Origin of the sequence: Streptomyces scabiei 87.22 (assembly GCF_000091305.1) — a bacterium.
Lineage (GTDB): Bacteria > Actinomycetota > Actinomycetes > Streptomycetales > Streptomycetaceae > Streptomyces > Streptomyces scabiei.
The window spans coordinates 7,834,826-7,853,977 of sequence record NC_013929.1 but is presented as its reverse complement, the minus strand read 5'-3'; the positions used below and the strand labels follow the sequence as shown (position 1 = coordinate 7,853,977).

General features: G+C 73.4%; 18 protein-coding genes and 1 riboswitch. Of the genes, 12 read left to right on the top strand and 6 right to left on the bottom strand.

Translation table 11 applies throughout. The features are described 5' to 3' along the window. Positions 1 to 99 precede the first annotated feature (99 nt). Positions 100 to 897, bottom strand: a complete 798-nt coding sequence (locus tag SCAB_RS33935) for a class II aldolase/adducin family protein (RefSeq protein WP_037728224.1) — start codon at positions 895 to 897, stop codon at positions 100 to 102. A gap of 308 nt (positions 898 to 1,205) precedes the next feature. On the opposite strand from SCAB_RS33935, the gene SCAB_RS33930 reads away from it, so the two are divergent. The 7 genes from SCAB_RS33930 to SCAB_RS33900 all read left to right on the top strand — a co-directional run bounded on the left by SCAB_RS33930 (position 1,206) and on the right by SCAB_RS33900 (position 9,821). Further along, on the top strand, positions 1,206 to 2,456 hold the full coding sequence (locus tag SCAB_RS33930; protein WP_013004632.1) for an inorganic phosphate transporter: 1,251 nt from the start codon (positions 1,206 to 1,208) through the stop codon (positions 2,454 to 2,456). 31 nt (positions 2,457 to 2,487) lie between these two features. Further along, a complete protein-coding gene (locus SCAB_RS33925) occupies positions 2,488 to 2,709 on the top strand; it encodes a hypothetical protein (protein WP_013004631.1) in 222 nt (73 codons plus the stop codon). Positions 2,710 to 2,909: 200 nt separating this feature from the next. Next, positions 2,910 to 2,992, top strand: a riboswitch (cobalamin riboswitch). A gap of 129 nt (positions 2,993 to 3,121) precedes the next feature. After that, the gene (locus tag SCAB_RS33920) at positions 3,122 to 4,081 is read left to right on the top strand and encodes a cobalamin biosynthesis protein (RefSeq protein ID WP_013004630.1); all 960 of its coding nucleotides are present in this window, start codon (positions 3,122 to 3,124) and stop codon (positions 4,079 to 4,081) included. Beyond that, positions 4,078 to 5,604: a cobyric acid synthase gene (locus tag SCAB_RS33915; RefSeq protein WP_013004629.1), complete on the top strand. Its 1,527-nt coding sequence runs from the start codon at positions 4,078 to 4,080 to the stop codon at positions 5,602 to 5,604. Before SCAB_RS33920 ends, SCAB_RS33915 begins: the two co-directional genes overlap by 4 nt. 190 nt (positions 5,605 to 5,794) lie before the next feature. Continuing rightward, positions 5,795 to 7,849: a putative cobaltochelatase gene (locus SCAB_RS33910; RefSeq protein WP_013004628.1), complete on the top strand. Its 2,055-nt coding sequence runs from the start codon at positions 5,795 to 5,797 to the stop codon at positions 7,847 to 7,849. Next, complete coding sequence (gene cobO / locus SCAB_RS33905) at positions 7,850 to 8,449, top strand: cob(I)yrinic acid a,c-diamide adenosyltransferase (RefSeq protein ID WP_013004627.1); 600 nt, start codon at positions 7,850 to 7,852, stop codon at positions 8,447 to 8,449. Positions 8,450 to 8,453: 4 nt separating this feature from the next. Next, positions 8,454 to 9,821 carry a cobyrinate a,c-diamide synthase gene (locus SCAB_RS33900; RefSeq protein WP_231885161.1) on the top strand — a complete coding sequence of 456 codons (1,368 nt, stop codon included), beginning with the start codon at positions 8,454 to 8,456 and terminating at the stop codon, positions 9,819 to 9,821. A 44-nt stretch (positions 9,822 to 9,865) separates the two neighbouring features. Here SCAB_RS33900 and SCAB_RS33895 read toward each other — a convergent pair whose 3' ends face one another. After that, positions 9,866 to 10,594, bottom strand: a complete 729-nt coding sequence (locus SCAB_RS33895) for a ZIP family metal transporter (RefSeq protein ID WP_013004625.1) — start codon at positions 10,592 to 10,594, stop codon at positions 9,866 to 9,868. Between the two features lie 106 nt (positions 10,595 to 10,700). On the opposite strand from SCAB_RS33895, the gene SCAB_RS48735 reads away from it, so the two are divergent. From SCAB_RS48735 to cobC, 3 genes are read left to right on the top strand one after another with little or no spacing between them, the layout of a single operon-like run. Continuing rightward, entirely contained in the window at positions 10,701 to 11,258 is a 558-nt protein-coding gene (locus SCAB_RS48735; RefSeq protein WP_013004624.1) for a cobalamin biosynthesis protein, read from the top strand. Beyond that, positions 11,255 to 12,196 (top strand): sirohydrochlorin chelatase, encoded by a 942-nt coding sequence (locus tag SCAB_RS33885; RefSeq protein ID WP_013004623.1) that lies wholly within the window; start codon positions 11,255 to 11,257, stop codon positions 12,194 to 12,196. The genes SCAB_RS48735 and SCAB_RS33885 overlap by 4 nt, the downstream gene beginning before the upstream one ends. Then, positions 12,186 to 13,283, top strand: a complete 1,098-nt coding sequence (gene cobC, locus SCAB_RS33880; protein ID WP_041669970.1) for an Rv2231c family pyridoxal phosphate-dependent protein CobC — start codon at positions 12,186 to 12,188, stop codon at positions 13,281 to 13,283. Before SCAB_RS33885 ends, cobC begins: the two co-directional genes overlap by 11 nt. Before the next feature lie 28 nt (positions 13,284 to 13,311). Here the strand turns inward: cobC and SCAB_RS33875 are convergent, their stop codons facing one another. The 4 genes from SCAB_RS33875 to SCAB_RS33860 all read right to left on the bottom strand — a co-directional run bounded on the left by SCAB_RS33875 (position 13,312) and on the right by SCAB_RS33860 (position 16,965). Further along, complete coding sequence (locus SCAB_RS33875; RefSeq protein WP_013004621.1) at positions 13,312 to 14,403, bottom strand: amidohydrolase family protein; 1,092 nt, start codon at positions 14,401 to 14,403, stop codon at positions 13,312 to 13,314. An 80-nt stretch (positions 14,404 to 14,483) separates the two neighbouring features. After that, positions 14,484 to 15,281, bottom strand: a complete 798-nt coding sequence (locus SCAB_RS33870) for an amino acid ABC transporter ATP-binding protein (RefSeq protein WP_013004620.1) — start codon at positions 15,279 to 15,281, stop codon at positions 14,484 to 14,486. Then, entirely contained in the window at positions 15,278 to 16,111 is an 834-nt protein-coding gene (locus SCAB_RS33865) for an amino acid ABC transporter permease (RefSeq protein ID WP_013004619.1), read from the bottom strand. Before SCAB_RS33865 ends, SCAB_RS33870 begins: the two co-directional genes overlap by 4 nt. A 2-nt stretch (positions 16,112 to 16,113) precedes the next feature. Continuing rightward, on the bottom strand, positions 16,114 to 16,965 hold the full coding sequence (locus SCAB_RS33860) for an ABC transporter substrate-binding protein (RefSeq protein ID WP_013004618.1): 852 nt from the start codon (positions 16,963 to 16,965) through the stop codon (positions 16,114 to 16,116). A gap of 174 nt (positions 16,966 to 17,139) precedes the next feature. On the opposite strand from SCAB_RS33860, the gene SCAB_RS33855 reads away from it, so the two are divergent. Both SCAB_RS33855 and ectA read left to right on the top strand, forming a co-directional pair. After that, positions 17,140 to 18,246: a pyridoxal-phosphate-dependent aminotransferase family protein gene (locus tag SCAB_RS33855; protein ID WP_013004617.1), complete on the top strand. Its 1,107-nt coding sequence runs from the start codon at positions 17,140 to 17,142 to the stop codon at positions 18,244 to 18,246. 343 nt (positions 18,247 to 18,589) lie between these two features. Next, positions 18,590 to 19,141 carry a diaminobutyrate acetyltransferase gene (gene ectA, locus SCAB_RS33850; protein WP_013004616.1) on the top strand — a complete coding sequence of 184 codons (552 nt, stop codon included), beginning with the start codon at positions 18,590 to 18,592 and terminating at the stop codon, positions 19,139 to 19,141. Positions 19,142 to 19,152: the final 11 nt, after the last annotated feature.

Genomic DNA, 19,152 nt, shown 5'->3' with positions numbered 1-19,152 from the left:
TGGGCGTGCGCCCCGGGGGTGACCGGGACCGCCGGCCGGGGCGGGACGGCCGGCCCCCTGGGAGCGGCTCGCGATCACCGCCGGTCGGGGCCCCGGTGGTCAGCCCGGCTGCCCGTAGCCCTTGAGGCGTTCGCCCGTCTCGGCCAGTTGTCCGAGGGTGAGCAGATGCGGGGTGAGGTGGGGGACGGAGGACGCCTTCAGCCAGACCTGGCACATCCATTCGAGCTGGGTCGTGCGGTCGTAGGCCTCGTCGAGGCTGTCGCCGTAGGCGATCGTGCCGTGGTTCCGGAGGAGGCAGGCGGTGCGGCCCCTCAGGGCGCGGAGCATGTTCTCGGCCAGCTCCGGGGTGCCGTAGGTCGCGTAGGGGGCGACCCGGACGGGACCGCCGAGCGCCGCGGACATGTAGTGGATCAGCGGCAGCTCGTCCACGAGGGTGGAGACGGCCGTCGCGTGCACGGCGTGGGTGTGGACGACGGCGCGGGCCCCGGCCGTGGTGTCGGCGCGGGCCCCGGCCGTGGTGTCGGCGCGGGCCCCGGCCGTGGTGTGGATCGCCAGGTGCATGGGGAGTTCGCTGGTGGGGCGGAGCGTGCCGAGGACCTGTCGGCCGGTGAGGTCGACGCCCGTGACGTCGTCCGGCGTCAGGCGGTCGTACGGCACTCCGGTCGGTGTCACCAGGAGGGTGTCCCCCACGCGCACGGACACGTTGCCGGAGGTGCCGACGACCAGACCGTCGGCCACCGTCCGCCGGGCGGTGGCGACGAGTTCGTCCCACGCCCGCGCCACCTCGTCCGGCATCTCCCGCCGCCCCGCGCCCCGCGCGTCCCGCGCGTCGTCGTCCGCCTCGTTCACCTCGTCCACGCCCCGCTCGTCCCGGACGTCACGCCGCTGCTCAGCCATGCCGCGATCCTGCCAGGCGCGGTCACCCCGATGGCCAGAACTTTTCCCACAGCCGTGCGAGCCGACCGTACGGAGTCCACCGGGAACAGGGGGTGAGCAGAGGGGGGCGAACAGAGCCCGGACCTGGGCATTCCGCCTGCGTTCGAACGCCGGGCCGCCGCCCCGCCGGGGCCGGTTCCCTCACGCGCGCACAAGCGGAGGGACCACCCCTCATTCACTACACCCGCGCGCCCGCCCCAGTTCATCTTCCGTTCACCCAGCTTGCTTACGGTCCTCATGCCAATGACGTCCGAAAGAAGCCCGGGTAAATGGAAAACTTCTCGCTGATCCTCGCGATCGTGGTCATCACCGCGCTTGCGTTCGATTTTACGAACGGTTTCCACGACACCGCCAACGCGATGGCCACCACCATCTCGACAGGCGCGATGAAGCCCAAGGTCGCGGTGGCCATGTCCGCCGTGCTCAACCTTGTCGGCGCATTCCTTTCCATCGAGGTCGCCAACACCATCTCCAAGGGGCTCGTCGACGAGTCCGGCATACAGCCAGAGGTCATATTCGCGGCGCTCGTGGGCGCCATCCTCTGGAACCTGTTGACCTGGCTGGTCGGACTCCCCTCCAGCTCCTCGCACGCCCTGATGGGCGGCCTCATCGGTGCCACGATCGCCTCGGTGGGCGTGGGCGCGGTGCACGGGGACGTGCTCGTCACCAAGGTGCTGATCCCGGCCGTCGCCGCCCCGCTGGTCGCCGGTCTCGCGGCGATGCTCGCCACCCGGCTGACGTACAAGCTCGGCAAGCACACCAACGAGAAGGCCAGCGGCAAGGGTTACCGCGCCGGTCAGATCGCCTCGGCGGGTCTGGTCTCGCTGGCCCACGGCACGAACGACGCCCAGAAGACGATGGGCATCATCACGCTGGCCCTGGTGGCCGGTGGCACCCTGGCACCCGACTCCGACCCGCCGGTGTGGGTCATCGTCTCCGCCGGTACGGCCATCGCGCTCGGTACCTACCTGGGCGGCTGGCGCATCATCCGCACGATGGGCAAGGGCCTGACCGACCTCCAGCCGCAGCAGGGCTTCGCCGCCCAGACCAGCGCGGCCACGGTCATCCTCGCCTCCTCGCACCTCGGTTTCTCGCTCTCCACCACGCACTCGGTCTCGGGTGCGGTGATGGGCGCGGGTCTGGGCCGCAAGGGCGGTGTGGTCCGCTGGTCCACCGCGACCCGGATGTTCGTCGCCTGGGGTCTGACCCTGCCGGCGGCGGCGCTGGTCGCCGCGCTGGCCGAGTGGGTGACGTCCTTCGGCACCTGGGGCACGGCCGTCGTCGCGGTCTTCCTCATCGCCTCCAGCGTCGCGATCTGGCTGGTCTCCCGCCGCGAGGTGATCGACCACACCAACGTGAACGACACCGAGGAACCGCCGGGGGTGGTGACGACGGCGATGGCCGCCGTGACCCCGCCGCCGGCCGGCACCGTGACCGAGGACCTGACGGCGACCATCCCGGCCCCCGCCGCAGAGACCACGGCAGCGGCGGGCTCGTCCACGCCGACGCCCGCGGTCTGAGCCCCACGACTCCCTGAGGAAGATCACCACCATGCACATCGACTGGGCAGCTCTCGGCTCCGTCTTCGGAGTCAGCCTCGTGGTCACCGTGGCCCTCGTCGGCCTGTTCACCCTCGGCATCGTCGGCCTCTCCAAGCGGGAGGAGGCGTCGGCCCGGGGCGACTCGGTGGCGATGGCCACCACGGGCGCGTACGCGTGCTTCGCGCTGTGCGCGGCGGCGGTGGCGTACGGCATCTCCCTGATCATGGCCTGATCAGCCGCTGATCCGGCCCTGGGGCCGGACCGAACGAGAACCCCCGTGCGCGTCCCACGACGCTCACGGGGGTTCTCCGTGCCCGAGGACGTGATGCCGGCGGTGTGGGGCTGAGCACACCGTCGCGTCGCAGGTCAACGGCAAGTTGACGGGTCTTCCGGGGGCGTGGTGGACTGCCGGGGCCATGTACGACGGCAGGAGAGGAAGCCGGTGCGAGTCCGGCGCGGTCCCGCCACTGTCACCGGGGAGCGGCTGTCGAACGCCTCCCGGGAGCCAGGAACTCTCGCCGTCGGTCTCGTCGAACCAGGGCGTGGACACCCTGAGTGAGGACATATCGCCATGCGCGTCCTGTACGGCTGCCCCCCGGGGACCGGCGTCCGGCCCCCGACCGACCCCGTGAACGGCTGAACGGGTGCGTGCCGATCGCGTCTTCGCGTACGGCGCCGCCGCCGGGCTCCTCGGTGATCTGCTGCTCGGCGACCCGCGCCGGGGGCATCCGGTCGCCGCGTTCGGCCGGGCCGCCGGGGCCGTGGAGCGGGTGCTGTGGCGGGACCACCGGGGGTGGGGCACGCTGCACACCGCGGTGTGCGCGGGCGGCGCCGTCGCCCTGGGGGCCGTCGCCTCGGCCGCCGTACGGCCGTCGCGGGCCGCTTCCGTCGGGCTGACCGCCGCCGCCACCTGGGCCGTCGTCGGAGGGACCTCGCTCGGGCGGGAGGCGCGAGCCGTCGGACGGTCCCTCACCGCGGGCGATGTCGAGGGCGCGCGGGCGCGGTTGCCCCATCTGTGCGGGCGGGATCCCCAGGCGCTGGACGCGGACGGGATCGCGCGGGCCGTCGTGGAGTCCGTCGCCGAGAACACCTCCGACGCGGTGGTGGGGGCGCTCGTGTGGGGTGCCGTCGGCGGGGTGCCGGGACTGGTGGGGTTCCGGGCCGTCAACACCCTGGACGCCATGGTCGGGCACCGCTCGGAGCGGTACCGGCGCTACGGCTGGGCCTCCGCGCGGCTGGACGACGTCGTGGGGTGGCCGGGTGCCCGGCTGACGGCCGTGCTGGCCGCGGCCTGCGGCGGGGACGCCCGGGGTGCCGTACGGGCCTGGCGGGCGGACGCGGGGAGGCATCCCAGTCCCAACGCGGGGCCGGTGGAGGCGTCGTTCGCGGGGGCGCTCGGAGTGCGGCTGGGGGGCACGTTGTCGTACGGGGGGCGGGTCGAGCACCGGCCCGTGCTGAACGGGAAGGGACGCGCGGTCGCCGTGGAGGACATCGAGCGGGCCGTCCGGCTGTCCCGGCGGGTGAGTTGGCTCGCGCTGGGCGTAGGCGCGGGTGCGGCGGCGCTGCGCGGAAGGATCGCGAGCCGGTGGAGGAGTCAGGGATGAGTGGCGGGTTGCTGGTCGCCGGGACCACCTCCGATGCCGGCAAGAGCGTGGTGACCGCCGGGATCTGCCGGTGGCTCGTGCGGCAGGGCGTCAAGGTCGCACCCTTCAAGGCGCAGAACATGTCGCTCAACTCCTTCGTGACGAAGGAGGGCGCCGAGATCGGCCGGGCGCAGGCCATGCAGGCACAGGCCTGCCGGGTGGAGCCCACCGCGCTCATGAACCCGGTCCTGCTCAAGCCCGGGGGCGAGCGCAGCAGCCAGGTCGTGCTGCTGGGGAGGCCCGTGGGCGAGATGAGCGCGCGCGGCTATCACGGCGGGCGGCAACAGCGGCTGCTCGGCACCGTGCTGGACTGCCTCGCCGAGTTGCGGGGCACGTATGACGCGGTGATCTGTGAGGGGGCCGGCTCCCCCGCCGAGATCAATCTCCGGCGGACCGACATCGTCAACATGGGGATCGCCCGGAACGCCGGGCTCCCCGTGCTCGTCGTCGGCGACATCGACCGCGGCGGGGTCTTCGCGTCCTTCTTCGGGACCGTGGCGCTGCTCTCCCCCGAGGACCAGGCCCTCGTCGCCGGGTTCCTCGTCAACAAGTTCCGGGGCGACGTCTCCCTGCTGGAGCCCGGGCTCGACATGCTGCACGGGCTCACCGGGCGGCGGACGTACGGGGTGCTGCCGTTCCGGCACGGGCTCGGGATCGACGAGGAGGACGGGCTGCGCGTCTCGCTGCGCGGGACGGTCCGGGAGTCGAACGTGGCGCCGCCCGTCGGGGAGGACGTGCTGCGGGTCGCCGTGTGCGCGGTGCCGCTGATGTCCAACTTCACCGACGTGGACGCGCTCGCCGCCGAACCCGGTGTCGTGGTGCGGTTCGTGGACCGGGCCGAGGAACTGGCCGACGCCGACCTCGTCGTCGTGCCGGGGACCCGGGGGACGGTGCGGGCGCTGGAGTGGCTGCGGGAACGGGGACTCGCCGAGGCGCTGCTGCGCCGGGCCGCCGAGGGGCGGCCCGTCCTCGGCATCTGTGGGGGCTTCCAGCTCCTGGGGGAGCACATCGAGGACGACGTCGAGAGCCGCCAGGGGCATGTCCCGGCGCTCGGAGTCCTTCCCGTCCGGGTGCGGTTCGCCGAGGACAAGACCCTCACCCGCCCGGCCGGCGAGGCTCTCGGGGAGCGGGTCGAGGGGTACGAGATCCATCACGGGGTCGCCGAGGTCCTGGGCGGGGAGCCGTTCCTGGACGGATGCCGGGTCGGCCAGACCTGGGGCACGCACTGGCACGGGTCGCTGGAGTCGGACGGGTTCCGGCGGGCGTTCCTGCGCGAGGTGGCGGCGGCCTCGGGGCGCCGCTTCGTCCCGGCCCCCGACACGTCGTTCGCGGCGCTGCGTGAGGAGCAGTTGGACCGGCTCGGCGATCTGATCGAGGAGCACGCGGACACCGACGCGCTGTGGCGGCTCATCGAGTCGGGGGCGCCTGCCGGGCTGCCGTTCGTTCCGCCGGGGGCGCCGGGGTTGCCGGGGGTGCCCGGATGAGGGCGCCGGGTCGTCCCCGCCGGGAGAGGGAACGTCGTCCGTCGGCCGGTGGTGTTTCTCGCGCCCACGCGGCGGAGCCGCAGATGTCACAGCCCCGCGCCCCCGAACGGCAGGGGCTGCGCCGCCCCGTGCTGTTCGTCCCGCCGGTCCGCACTCGTCTCATTCATTCACTTGCAGGAGGGACCACCGCGTGAGCACGCACTTCCCCTTCACCGCCGTCGTCGGGCAGGGCGACCTGCAACTCGCCCTGCTCCTCAACGCGATCGCGCCGAGAATCGGCGGCGTGCTCGTGCGCGGCGAGAAGGGCACCGCCAAGAGCACCGCGGTGCGGGCGCTCGCGGCGCTGCTGCCGCCGGTGGAGGTCGTCGTCGGGTGCCGGTTCTCCTGCGACCCCGTCGAGCCGGACCCGGCGTGCCCGGACGGGCCGCACGAGCCGGCGTTCGAGACCCGGCCCTCCCGCATGGTCGAGCTGCCCGTAGGCGCCTCCGAGGACCGTCTCGTCGGCGCCCTCGACATCGAACGGGCCCTGTCGGAAGGCGTCAAGGCGTTCGAGCCCGGTCTGCTGGCGGACGCCCACCGGGGCATCCTCTACGTCGACGAGGTCAACCTGCTCCACGACCACCTCGTCGACCTGCTGCTCGACGCGGCCGCGATGGGCTCCTCGTACGTGGAGCGCGAGGGCGTCTCCGTACGGCATGCCGCGCGGTTCCTGCTCGTCGGGACGATGAACCCCGAGGAGGGCGAGCTGCGGCCGCAGTTGCTCGACCGGTTCGGGCTGACCGTGGAGGTCGCGGCCTCGCGGGAGCCGGACCAGCGGGTGGAGGTCGTACGGCGCCGGCTCGCCTACGACGACGACCCGGCGGGTTTCGCGGCCCGTTGGGCGGCCGAGGAGGCCGAGGTACGGCAACGGGTCGTCGACGCAAGGGAGTTGCTGCCGTCCGTGGTGCTGGGCGACGGGGTGCTGCGGCAGATCGCGGCGACCTGCGCGGCCTTCGAGGTGGACGGGATGCGCGCCGACATCGTGATGGCCCGTACGGCGACCGCGCTGGCCGCCTGGGCCGGGCGGACCGAGGTGCTCGCGGAGGATGTGCGGCAGGCGGCGCTGCTGGCGCTGCCGCACCGGCGGCGGCGGAACCCGTTCGACGCGCCGGGACTCGACGAGGACAGGCTCGACGAGACGCTGGAGGAGTTCGCGGAGCCGCCGCGCGACCCGCAGGAACCCCAGGACCCCCAGGACCCTCAGGACCCGCAGGACGACGATCCTGATCCCGGGCCCGACGGCCCCGGTGGCGGTGGGCAGCCCCCCGCTCCCGAGCCGGAGGGGCCGCAGGGCGGCGACGGCGACGCCCGGCCCGAGTCCGGCGAGGGCGTGCCGGCGCAGGCTCCGGCCGCCGGGGAGCAGTCCGCCGTACGGGCCGCCGAGCCGTTCCGGACGAAGGTGCTCAGTGTGCCGGGGCTCGGGGAGGGGGCCGCCGGGCGGCGCTCGCGGGCCCGGACCGAGCACGGGCGCACCACCGGGGCGCGCAGGCCACGTGGCGCGCTGACCAAGCTGCATCTGGCGGCGACCGTGCAGGCCGCCGCTCCGCATCAGCGGACGCGCGGGCGCTCCGGGCCGGGCCTGGTGGTCCGGCGCGACGATCTGCGGCAGGCGACCCGGGAGGGGCGTGAGGGCAACCTCGTGCTGTTCGTGGTCGACGCCTCCGGGTCGATGGCGGCCCGGCAGCGGATGAGCGCCGTGAAGGGCGCGGTGCTGTCGCTGCTCCTCGACGCCTACCAGCGGCGGGACAAGGTGGGGCTGGTGACCTTCCGGGGCGCGTCCGCCGAGGTGGCGCTGCCGCCGACCTCGTCCGTGGACGCGGCGGCGGCCCGGCTGGAGTCGCTGCCGACGGGCGGGCGGACACCGCTCGCGGCCGGTCTGCTGAAGGCGCACGACGTGCTGCGGGTGGAGCGGCTGCGCGACCCCGCGCGCCGGCCGCTGGTCGTGGTGGTGACCGACGGGCGGGCGACCGGCGGGCCCGAGCCCGTCGCGCTCGCCGGGCGGGCGGCACGGCTGTTCGCGGCCGAGGGCACCGCGTCCGTGGTCGTCGACTGCGAGTCTGGCCATGTCCGGCTGGGTCTCGCCGGGCGGCTGGCCGGTGAACTGGGCGGTACGGCGGTGACGTTGGACGAGCTGCGGGCGGACTCCATCGCCGGGCTGGTACGGGATGTGCAGGGAACGCAGAGGACTTCAGGGAGGGCGGCGTAGATGCCTCAGGGACAGCCGAGTGTCGTACCGGACGACGGACTGACGACGCGTCAGCGGCGCAACCGTCCGCTGGTGTTCGTGCACACCGGGATCGGGAAGGGCAAGTCCACCGCCGCGTTCGGGCTCGCGCTGCGCGCCTGGAACCAGGGGTGGCCGATCGGGGTGTTCCAGTTCGTCAAGTCGGCGAAGTGGAAGGTGGGCGAGGAGAACGCGCTGCGCGTGCTCGGGGCGTCCGGGGAGGGCGGGTCCGTCGACTGGCACAAGATGGGCGAGGGCTGGTCGTGGGTGCAGCGCGACGGTCAGATGGACAACGAGGAGAAGGCACGCGAGGGCTGGGAGCAGGTCAAGCGGGACCTCGCGGCGGAGACGTACAAGCTGTACGTGCTGGACGAGTTCGCGTACCCGCTGCACTGGGGGTGGATCGACACCGACGAGGTCGTCGAGGTGCTGCGCGACCGGCCCGGCACCCAGCATGTGGTGATCACCGGGCGGAACGCGCCGGAGAAGCTGGTGGACTTCGCGGACCTCGTGACCGACATGTCGAAGGTCAAGCACCCCATGGACGCGGGCCAGAAGGGCCAGCGGGGCATCGAGTGGTGACATCGTGACGTCTCACTCCTCCGTGGCCTCCGTCCCCCGGCTGGTGATCGCCGCGCCGTCCTCGCGCAGCGGCAAGACCACCGTGGCGACGGGGCTGATGGCCGCGCTCACCGAGCGGGGACTCGCCGTGTCCCCGCACAAGGTGGGGCCTGACTACATCGACCCCGGGTACCACGCGCTCGCGAGCGGGCGGGTGGGCCGCAACCTCGACGCGTACCTGTGCGGACCGGACCTGGTCGCGCCGCTGTTCGCGCACGGGGCCCACGGGTGCGACATCGCCGTCGTCGAGGGCGTGATGGGGATGTACGACGGGGCCTCGGGGCAGGGGGAACTGGCCTCCACCGCGCATGTGGCGAAGCTGCTGCGGGCGCCGGTCGTGCTGGTCGTGGACGCCTCCTCGCAGTCGCGGTCGGTGGCGGCGCTCGTGCACGGGTTCGCCTCCTGGGACCCCGGGGTGCGAATCGGGGGCGTGATCCTCAACAAGGTCGCCTCCGACCGGCACGAGGAGCTGCTGCGGGACGCCCTGGAGTCGACCGGGGTGCCCGTGTTGGGGGTCCTGCGGCGGGCTCCTCAGGTGGACACGCCGTCCCGGCATCTGGGGCTGGTGCCGGTCGCCGAGCGGCAGGCCGCGGCGGTGGAGGCGGTCGCGGCGATGGCCGCGCAGGTACGGGCGGGGTGCGACCTGGACGCGCTGGTCGCGCTCGCCCGGAGCGCCGGGGCGCTGTCGGGTCCGGCGTGGGAGCCGCCCGTCGTCGCACCCGTGGGCGGGCGGCAGGTGGTCGCCGTGGCCGGCGGGCCCGCGTTCACGTTCTCCTACGCGGAGCACGCCGAGCTGCTGACCGCCGCCGGCGCCGAGGTCGTCGTCTTCGATCCCCTGCACGACGAGGGGCTGCCGGAGGGGACGGGCGGGCTGGTGATCGGCGGCGGGTTCCCGGAGATGTACGCGGCCGAGCTGTCCGCCAACGAGCCGCTGCGCAAGGCGGTCGCCGAGCTGGCGTTCGGCGGGGCCCCGGTGGCCGCCGAGTGCGCCGGTCTGCTGTATCTGTGCCGGGAGCTGGACGGGCGGCCCATGTGCGGGGTGCTCGACGCGACGGCCCGCATGGACGAGCGGCTGACGCTCGGCTACCGGGACGCCGTGGCCGTCGGCGACAGCGTGCTCGCGCCCGCCGGGACCCGGATGCGCGCCCACGAGTTCCACCGGACGGTCGTGGAGCCGGGGGCGGGGCCGGCGCCCGCCTGGGGCGTACGGACTCCCGGGCCACGGGTCGAGGGGTTCGTCCAGCGGGGGGTGCACGCGAGCTATCTGCACACCCACTGGGCGGCCGAGCCCGGGATCGCCGCGCGGTTCGTGGAGAGATGCCGGACGTCATGACCGCTCGCCCGGGCGGCGCCGCGCACGGCCCGGCGTCCGGTCCCTCACTCCGCCACGCCCACCACCAGCCAGATGAAGGCCGCCCCGGCGATCGTGCACAGCAGGGTGGAGCGGGCCGGGTGGGTGTGGTGGGCCTCGGGCAGGATCTCGGCGGCGGCGAGATAGAGCAGCGCGCCCCCGAAGAACCCGAGGTAGCAGCCGAGGGGGCCCTCCGGGATCGTGAACAGCAGGGTGGACGCGGCCCCGAGCACCGGGGCCGCGGCGTCGGCGAACAGCATCGCGAGCGCCCGGCGACGGGCGTTGCCGTACAGGCTGGTGAGTGTGTAGGTGTTGAAGCCGTCCGCGAAGTCGTGGGCGATGACCGCGAGCGCGACCGCGACGCCCATGCCCTCCCCGACCTGGAAGGCGGCGCCGATCGCGACACCGTCCATGGCGCTGTGCCCGACCATCGCGGCCGCGGCCGTCAGACCCACCTGGGGCGAACGGCCGTCGTGCTCCTCGGCGCCGTGCGCGGCCTGGCGTGCGGCCAGCAGACGCTCCACGAGGTGGGCCAGCAGGAAACCGGCGACGAACAGCAGCAGCGCGGCCGGTACGCCGAAGACCTCGTCACCGGCGGCCTCCAGGGCCTCGGGGAGCAGGTCGAGGCCGACCACGCCGAGCATCAGGCCGCCGGCCAGGCCCAGCACCAGATGACGGCGGTCCGTCACCCGTTGTGCCGTCCAGCCGCCGACCAGCGTCATCAGGAACGCGCCGAGTGCCACGAAGACCGCCATGCGTCCTTGCTACCGGATCGGCGGGGTCTGCCGGCCGCGGCACCCCGAACGAGTGAGGAGCGGCCCGCGCGGCGGGGTCTCCTTCGCTCCCCCGCGGGGCGCGGCCGTGGGTGAGCACGCGCCCGGCCCCGTCGTCGTGGGGGTGGGCGCCTCCCGGGGCGTGCCGGTGGCGGAGGTCGTCGGCCTGATCGAGGACGTGCTGCGGGAGGCCGGCCTTCCGTCCGGGGCGGTCGCCTTCCTCGCCACCGTGGACGGCAAGGCAGGCGAACCCGGCCTCGTCCGCGCCGCCGCGCGACTCGGCGTGCCCCTCGTGACGTACTCCGCGCGGGAGTTGGCCGCGGTGGAGGTGCCGCACCCCTCCGACCGGCCCCTGGCCGCGCTGGGCACCCCGTCCGTCGCGGAGGCCGCCGCGCTCGTGGGCGGGGGCGAACTCCTCGTGCCCAAGCGGAAGTCGGCCCCGACGGACGGCCGGCCGGCGAGGGTCACCTGTGCCGTCGCCTCGGCCGGGGCGGGCGCTCCGGGGACCCCTGGTTGCGCCGGACCCGCCGCCGGTCGGCATGATGATCATCATGCACGGGGCACCTACGCTCCCGTTGCAGGACCGAAACCACCCCCGCCGCCATCCGCATCCGCATCCGCATCCGCATCCGAGGAGACATCGTGACCACCCCGCCGCCCGCCCTGCTCGTCGCCGGTGATGACCCCCGGGGCGAGGCCGGGGCCGAGGCGTTCCGCGGCTTACTGCGCGAACTGGGGCGCCGTCACCCCGGGTTGTCCGTCGGGGGCGGCTTCGCCGGGACGTCCCGGCCGTCGCTGGGCGCGAGCGTGGACGAGCTGGTGGGCCAGGGGGTACGGCGGTTCGCCGTGGTCCCGCTGACCTCGGAGCGCACCGAGCGGGCCGGCCGGGACACGGCGGCGGCACTGGCTCTCGCCCGGGAGCGGCACCCGGGGACCGCGTTCACGTACGGCAGGCCGCCGGGCCCGCACCCGGCCCTGCTGGACCTCCTGGAGCGGCGTGCGGAGGAGGCGCTGGCGTCGGCCGCGCCCCGGACGCCGGGCGACCGGGCCGGGGTGACCGTGCTCCTCGTGGGGCACGGTTCCACCGACGCCGGCGCCAACGCCGAGGTGTCCCGGGCGGCCCGGCTGTTGTGGGAGGGGCGCGGATACGCGGGCGTGGAGACGGCGTTCGTGTCACTGGCGGCGCCGGACGTGCCCGGCGGCCTCGACCGGTGCGTGCGGCTGGGCGCGCGGCGCGTCGTCGTGCTGCCGTACGTCCCGCTCGCCGGCGGACCGGCGGACCGGGCACGGATGCAGACCGAGGGCTGGGCTGCCGCTCACCCGGAGATCGAGGTACGGTCGGCCGATGTCATCGGACCCGAGCCGGACCTGCTCGACCTGGTCGTGAAGCGGTACCGGGAGGCGCTGGAGGGCGACCCGCACATGAACCGCGCACCCCTCGAACCCTCCGTCCACGACGCCGTCCCGTCCGGCGCCGGGGGCACCACCGGGCTGCCGCGGCAGCCGCGCGTCCAGCCGGACGAGGACGGGCACCACGGCCACGATCATCACCATCGGGGACACACGAACTCCCATGCACACTGAACCCGGCACCGAGAACGGACACGCCCCCCGGCACGCGGGGCACGACCTTCGGCATCACGGCGACGCCGAGGTGCGGGACGACGGCGCGCGACTCGTCGACCTCGCCGTGAACGTCCGGGCCGGCACCCCGCCCGCCTGGCTGCGGGAGCGGATAGCCGGGTCGCTGACCGGGCTCGCCGCCTACCCCGACGGGCGGGCTGCCCGCGAGGCGGTGGCGGCCCGGCACGGGGTGCCGACGGACCGGGTGCTGCTCACGGCGGGGGCCGCCGAGGCGTTCGTGCTGCTCGCCCGCGCCCTGCGGGTCCGCCGCCCGGTGGTCGTGCACCCGCAGTTCACGGAGCCGGAGGCCGCGCTGCGGGACGCCGGGCACACCGTGGACCGGGTGCTGCTGCGGGCGTCGGACGGCTTCCGGCTGGACCCGGCGGACGTGCCCGGGGACGCGGACCTCGTCGTCATCGGCAACCCGACGAACCCGACGTCGGTGCTGCACCCGGCGGAGGCCGTCGCCCGACTGGCCCGGCCGGGGCGGACGTTGGTGGTCGACGAGGCGTTCATGGACGCGGTGCCCGGGGAGCGTGAGGCGCTCGCCGGGCGGACGGACGTGCCCGGCCTCGTCGTCCTGCGCAGCCTCACCAAGACCTGGGGTCTGGCCGGCCTGCGGATCGGCTATGTCCTCGCCGCCGCCGGCACGATCGACGAGCTGCAGCGCGCCCAGCCCCTGTGGCCGGTGTCGACGCCCGCCCTCGCGGCGGCCGAGGCGTGCGTGTCGGACCGGGCGCTCGCGGAGGCCGCCGACGCGGCCCACCGGATCACCGCGGACCGGGACCATCTGGTCGCCGGGCTCCGGGAGTTCGCCCCCGACGGGCTCGTCGTGGCCGAGCCCGCCGAGGGCCCCTTCGTGCTGATCCGGCTGCCCCGCGCCACCGCCGTACGGCGGCATCTGCGCAGCCTCGGCTACGCCGTCCGGCGCGGCGACACCTTCCCGGGGCTGGACGAGGAGTGGCTGCGCCTGGCGGTCCGCGACCGGGTCACGGTCAACGGTTTCCTCCAGGCGCTGGACCGGGCGATGACCCTGGCGGACCGCTGAGAAGCGCGGGGCTCCACCCGAGGGGGCCCTACCCGACCACCCGTCCGTTCAGGACCACCCTCGACGGGGCCGCCAGCACGCGCACGTCCGCGCGGGGGTCCTCCGCGTAGACCACCAGGTCGGCGGGGGCGCCCTCGGTGAGGCCGGGGCGGGACAGCCATGCGCGGGCGGCCCAGGAGGTGGCCGAGAGCGCCTCGACGGGCGGGATCCCGGCGGTGACCAGCTCCGCGACCTCGGCGGCGACCAGGCCGTGGGCGAGGGAGCCGCCGGCGTCGGTGCCGACGTAGACGGGGATGCCGGCGTCGTAGGCGTCGCGGACGGTGTCGTAGCGGCGTTCGTGCAGGCGGCGCATATGGGCGGACCAGCGGGGGAACTTGGCCTCGCCGCCGTCCGCCATGGACGGGAACGTGGCGATGTTGACGAGGGTGGGGACGATCGCGACCCCGCGGGCGGCGAAGAGCGGGATCAGGTCCGCGGTCAGCCCGGTCGCGTGCTCGATGCAGTCGATGCCCGCCTCGACGAGATCCCGCAGGGAGTCCTCCGCGAAGCAGTGGGCGGTGACCCGGGCGCCGAGCACGTGCGCCTCGGTGATGGCCGCCTCGACGGCCTCCCGGGGCCAGCACGGGGCCAGGTCGCCGACGCCCCGGTCGATCCAGTCCCCCACCAGCTTGACCCAGCCGTCCCCGCGCCGGGCCTCCTGCGCGACGTGGGCGACGAGTTCGTCCGGTTCGATCTCGTGGGCGAAGTTGCGGATGTAGCGACGGGTGCGGGCGATGTGGCGGCCGGCCCGGATGATCTTCGGGAGGTCGTCGCGGCCGTCGATCCAGCGGGTGTCGGAGGGGGAGCCCGCGTCGCGGATCAGCAGGGTGCCGGCCTCGCGGTCGGTCAGCGCCTGCTTCTCGGCGACGTCCTCGGGGACCGGGCCGTGGGGGCCGAGGCCGACATGGCAGTGGGCGTCGACCAGACCGGGGAGGGCCCAGCCCTCGACGGTACGGATGTCGCCGACGGTGAGGGGACGGTCGTAGGAGACGCGGCCGTCGACGACCCAGAGTTCGTCACGGACGTCCTCCGGGCCGACGAGGATGCGTCCCTTGACGTGCAGCACCGCGTGGTCGTTCATGCACCGCACGATACGGCTCCGCCGGGGCGTCGTTTCCACTGCGGGTCCGTCGTGGCTCGTCGCGCGGTTCGCCGCGCCCCTCAGGGGGCGGTGCCGTCGTTCTCCTCCACGTTCGCCATCGCCGGGTCGAGCAGGCGGGAGAGGAAGTGACGGGTTCGTTCGTGCCGGGGGGCACCGATGACCTGGGCGGGGGTGCCGTCCTCGACGATCACGCCGCCGTCCATGAAGACCACGCGGTCGGCGACCTCCTTCGCGAAGGTCATCTCATGGGTGACGACCATCATCGTCATGCCGTCGTTCGCGAGCATCCGCATCACCGCCAGGACGTCCCCGACCAGTTCCGGGTCGAGTGCCGACGTCGGCTCGTCGAAGAGCATCACCTCGGGCCCCATCGACAGCGAGCGCGCGATGGCGACCCGCTGCTGCTGGCCGCCGGAGAGGGAGGCCGGATAGGCGTCGGCCTTCTCGGACAGGCCCACGCGCTCCAGGTTCTCGGCGGCCACCTTCGCCGCCTCGGCCTTGCCGCGCCGGAGGACCCGGCGCTGCGGCAGCGTGAGGTTCTCGGTCACCGTGAGGTGCGGGAAGAGGTTGAACTGCTGGAAGACCATGCCGATGCGGCGGCGTACGGCGTCGATGTCGACGTCGGGGTCGGTGAGTTCGGTGCCGCCGACGAAGACCTGGCCCCCTGTGGGTTCCTCCAGCAGGTTCACGCACCTGAGCAGGGTCGACTTGCCCGACCCGGACGGGCCGATCACACAGACGACCTCGCCCCGGGCGATCTCCAGGTCGATGCCCTTGAGGACCTCGTTGTCGCCGAACGACTTGTGCAGGGCGCGGACCTGGATCTCGGGGCCGCCCCGAAGCGACTTCTCGCTCATTTCACGGCCTCCTGGGCCTTCGCCTCCATACGGCGCACGACGAAGCCGAGCGGGATGGTCACCAGCAGGTAGCACAGGCCGGCGACCAGGATCGGCGTGGAGTTGGCGGTGGTGCTGGCCAGGTCCCGTCCGTACTTGGACAGTTCGCGCTCCTCCAGCGTGACGCCGAGGAACAGCACGAGCGAGGAGTCCTTGAACAGCAGCACCAGTTCGTTGGTGAGCGGCGGCAGGATGATCCGGAAAGCCTGCGGAACGATGATCGAGACCATCGCGCGCGCGGGTGAGAAGCCCAGCGAACGGGCCGCCTCCAGCTGCCCCTTGGGGACCGCCTGGATGCCCGCGCGGATCGTCTCCGCCATGTACGCGGCGGCCACCAGACCGAGCGCGAGGGCCACCTTGCCGTAGGTGCCGCCGGGGATCTGGGTGCCGGGGAAGGCCAGGGGCACGGCGACACCGATGAAGATGAAGATCAGCAGGGCGGGCAGGCCCCGGAAGATCTCGATGTAGACACCGGCGAACCAGCGGTACGGGCCCACCGACGACAGCCGCATCAGCGCGATGACCATGCCGAGGACGAGCCCGAACACGAAGCCGGACAGGGTGTAGAGCACGGTGTTCTTGAGCGCCAGCGTGATGACGTCCGGGAACATCTGCTCGGCGATGTCCCACTGGGCGAACTGGTTCTTCAGCCGGGCCCAGTCCGCCGACACCGCGAAGGCGACGACGGCGGCCACGAAGACGGCGTACTGCGCGCCCCGGGACAGGGCGCGCTTGCGGCTCCGGCTGAGGCCCTTGCGCTTCGGCTGGAGCGGTGTGTCGGGGTCGGTCACGCTCATGAGGCGGACGGGGCGGCGGAGGCGGCGCTCTCGTCGTACGGGCCGATCCACTGCTCGTACAGCTTCTTGTACGTGCCGTCGGACTTCGCCTTCGCCAGCGCCTTGTCGATCGCGGCGAGGAGCTTGGTGTTGCCCTTCCTCACCGTGAAGCCGTACTGCTCACCGGTGTTGATCTGCTCGGCGACCTCGAAGGCGGCGGCGTTCGCCTTGTCCTTCAGCCAGCCCTGGACGACCGGGTAGTCGATGATCACGGCGTCGACCTGCCGGGTGCGCAGGCCGTTGAGGACGGCGTCGGAGGACTCGAAGGAGACGGAGTCGATGCCCTTGCTCTTGGCGTAGTCCTCGCCGGTGGTCTGCGCCTGGGTGCCGACCTTCTTGCCCTTGAGGTCCGCGAAGGAGGAGATGCCGGCCTTCTTGTCCGCGAGGACGGCCTGGGTGGCCTCGAAGTAGGGGTCGGAGAAGTCGACGTTCTTCTTGCGCTCGTCGGTGATGGTCATACCGGCCGCGGCGAGGTCGCACTCGCCGGAGTTGAGGAAGGCGCCCGTCTTGAAGTTCTCGAAGGGGGTGTCGAGGATCTCCTGCTTCACCCCCAGGTCCTGGGCGACGAGGTCGATCAGGGAGACGTCGAAGCCCTGCACCTTGCCGTCGATCTCCGACTGGAACGGCGGGTACGGCAGGTGCGTGCAGGTCGTGAGTTGGCCGGCCTTCACCAGCTCGACCCCGCCGGCCGCGGTCTTGGTGGCGCCGCTGCCGCCGTCGTCCGAGCCACAGCCGGCCACGAGCAGCAGACCGGCCGCGGCGGTGGTGGCGGCCAGGGTGCGCGTCCGGCGTCCGAGGACCGAGTTCACGGGGAGACCTCCTGTGGGGGGACTTGAGACAACCGATTATAAGGAGATGTTTGACTTTCCCAAACCAATCCGATGGTCATCGAGCTGCTTGACCTCGGATGTCTCCGGTGAGGGGCGCGGGGGCGCCGTCGGTACCCTCGACACCATCTACCCCATCGGTGAAGAGAGCACCCCGTGACACACCCGTTCCTGGATCTGGCCCCGCTGAGCGCGGCGCACTTCGCGTCGATCGAGGACCGGGTGGCCCGGCTGCTCTCCACCGCCCAGGACGTCGTGATCACCCAGGGCGAGGCGCTGCTGCCGCTGGAGGGTGCGATCCGCGGGGCCGCCGGGCCCGGCACGACCGCGCTGAACGTGATCACCGGCCCCTACGGGCAGACCTTCGGGAACTGGCTGCGGGACTGCGGGGCGACCGTGATCGACCTGGCGGTGCCCTTCCACACGGCGGTGACGGCCGCGCAGATCCGGGACGCGTTCGCCGAGCACCCGGCGATCGACTTCGTGTCGCTGGTCCACGCGGAGGCGGCGACCGGCAACACCAACCCCGTGGCGGAGATCGGCGAGGCCGTCCGCGCGCACGGCGCCCTCTTCTACCTGGACGCGGTGGCCTCCGTCGGTGCCGAGCCGGTGCTGCCGGACGCGTGGGGCGTCGACCTGTGCGTCATCGGGGCACAGAAGGCCATGGGCGGGCCCGCCGGGGTGTCGGCGATCTCCGTGAGCGAGCGGGCGTGGGCGCGGATGGCGGCCAACCCGCGGGCACCGCGCCGCTCGTACCTCTCCCTGCTGGACTGGAAGGAGCGCTGGATCGACGGCGGCCGCCGCGCGCTCCTGCACGCGCCGGCCCAGCTGGAGATGCTGGCGCTGGAGGCCTGCCTGGAGCGCATCGAGAAGGAGGGGCTCGGCACGGTGACGGCCCGGCACGCGTCGGCCGCCGCGGCGACCCGCGCGGGGGTGCTCGCGCTGGGCGGGGGCCTGGAGCCGTACGTCCACGAGGCGGCCGACGCGGCGCCGGTCGCCACGACCCTGCGGACACCCGCCGGGGTCGACGCCGCGGAGCTGGTGGCCGAGGCACTGGCCGTGGACCCCGCCCTGCCGCTGGCCGCGGGCGGCGGCGCCCTGGCCTCGGAGATGATCCGGGTGAACCACTACGGCCCCGACGCGGCCCAGGAGGCCGTGGACGCGTGTCTCGCGGCGCTGGGCACGGCGCTGGCCGGGCGCGACGGGACGGCCGACCCGGAAGCGGCCCGTCGCGCGGCGGCGGACGTCTGGGCGCGGGCATAGGCACAAGAACTCCCGCCGGAGCAATTTCCCCGCCCTTTTATCCACCATAGAATTCATGAATTCAGCGGGTAGAGCCCCGTATTCTTCTGCCCGCTGATCCCTTCCCTAAACGCAAAGATTTCGCGAACGCGACGGGGCGCAATCCGAGCAGATCCTGTGAGGGTCGCATGCGTGTGACCGACTCCACAGCGCGCCCTTTTCGTCCGGTAATTTCCGGACGAAACCCATCAGAACATCCTCGCCTCGGCAGGGCACTCACGCCTGCGTGATAACACGGGTCCGGCGCATACGTAACCCCGCGGGGCGATGCAATTCGAAATTTCGCTGGGTAAATTCAAGCCGTATGACTGCCGCACAAGCAGACCTGCACACCCAGCCTCTGGAAGCCCCCCAGGAAATCGCGGAAGGGATTCGGATCGACCGCCCGGACGTGGCGGACGGCGCGGCGCTGTGGCGCATCGCCGGGGAGTCGAAAGCCCTGGACCTGAACTCCTCGTACAGCTATCTGCTGTGGTGCCGGGACTTCGCGGACACCTCCGCCGTGGCGCGGGACGAGTCCGGGGAGCCGGTCGGTTTCGTCACCGGGTACGTGCGGCCCGGGCGGCCGGACACCCTGCTGGTGTGGCAGGTGGCCGTCGACGAGGCGCACCGGGGGCTCGGCCTCGCGGGGGCGCTGCTGGACGGGCTCACCGAACGGGTCGCGCGACGGCACCCCCTGACCACCGTCGAGACCACCATCACGCCGGGCAACACCGCCTCCGAGCGTCTGTTCGCCGCGTACGCCGCACGTCATGGCGCGGACATCGAGCGCACCGTGCTGTTCGAGACGGCGGACTTCCCGGACGGCCCGCACCCGCCCGAGATGCTCCACCGCATCGGCCCCCTCTCCCCCTGAGCCCCACCCGC

What these genes read in the sequence shown, in the direction of transcription:
- SCAB_RS33935 (WP_037728224.1), bottom strand. Translation starts at nt 897, where the DNA reads ATGGCTGAGCAGCGGCGTGACGTCCGGGACGAGCGGGGCGTGGACGAG.
- SCAB_RS33930 (WP_013004632.1), top strand. Translation starts at nt 1,206, where the DNA reads ATGGAAAACTTCTCGCTGATCCTCGCGATCGTGGTCATCACCGCGCTT.
- SCAB_RS33925 (WP_013004631.1), top strand. Translation starts at nt 2,488, where the DNA reads ATGCACATCGACTGGGCAGCTCTCGGCTCCGTCTTCGGAGTCAGCCTC.
- SCAB_RS33915 (WP_013004629.1), top strand. Translation starts at nt 4,078, where the DNA reads ATGAGTGGCGGGTTGCTGGTCGCCGGGACCACCTCCGATGCCGGCAAG.
- cobO (WP_013004627.1), top strand. Translation starts at nt 7,850, where the DNA reads ATGCCTCAGGGACAGCCGAGTGTCGTACCGGACGACGGACTGACGACG.
- SCAB_RS33895 (WP_013004625.1), bottom strand. Translation starts at nt 10,594, where the DNA reads ATGGCGGTCTTCGTGGCACTCGGCGCGTTCCTGATGACGCTGGTCGGC.
- cobC (WP_041669970.1), top strand. Translation starts at nt 12,186, where the DNA reads ATGCACACTGAACCCGGCACCGAGAACGGACACGCCCCCCGGCACGCG.
- SCAB_RS33875 (WP_013004621.1), bottom strand. Translation starts at nt 14,403, where the DNA reads ATGAACGACCACGCGGTGCTGCACGTCAAGGGACGCATCCTCGTCGGC.
- SCAB_RS33870 (WP_013004620.1), bottom strand. Translation starts at nt 15,281, where the DNA reads ATGAGCGAGAAGTCGCTTCGGGGCGGCCCCGAGATCCAGGTCCGCGCC.
- ectA (WP_013004616.1), top strand. Translation starts at nt 18,590, where the DNA reads ATGACTGCCGCACAAGCAGACCTGCACACCCAGCCTCTGGAAGCCCCC.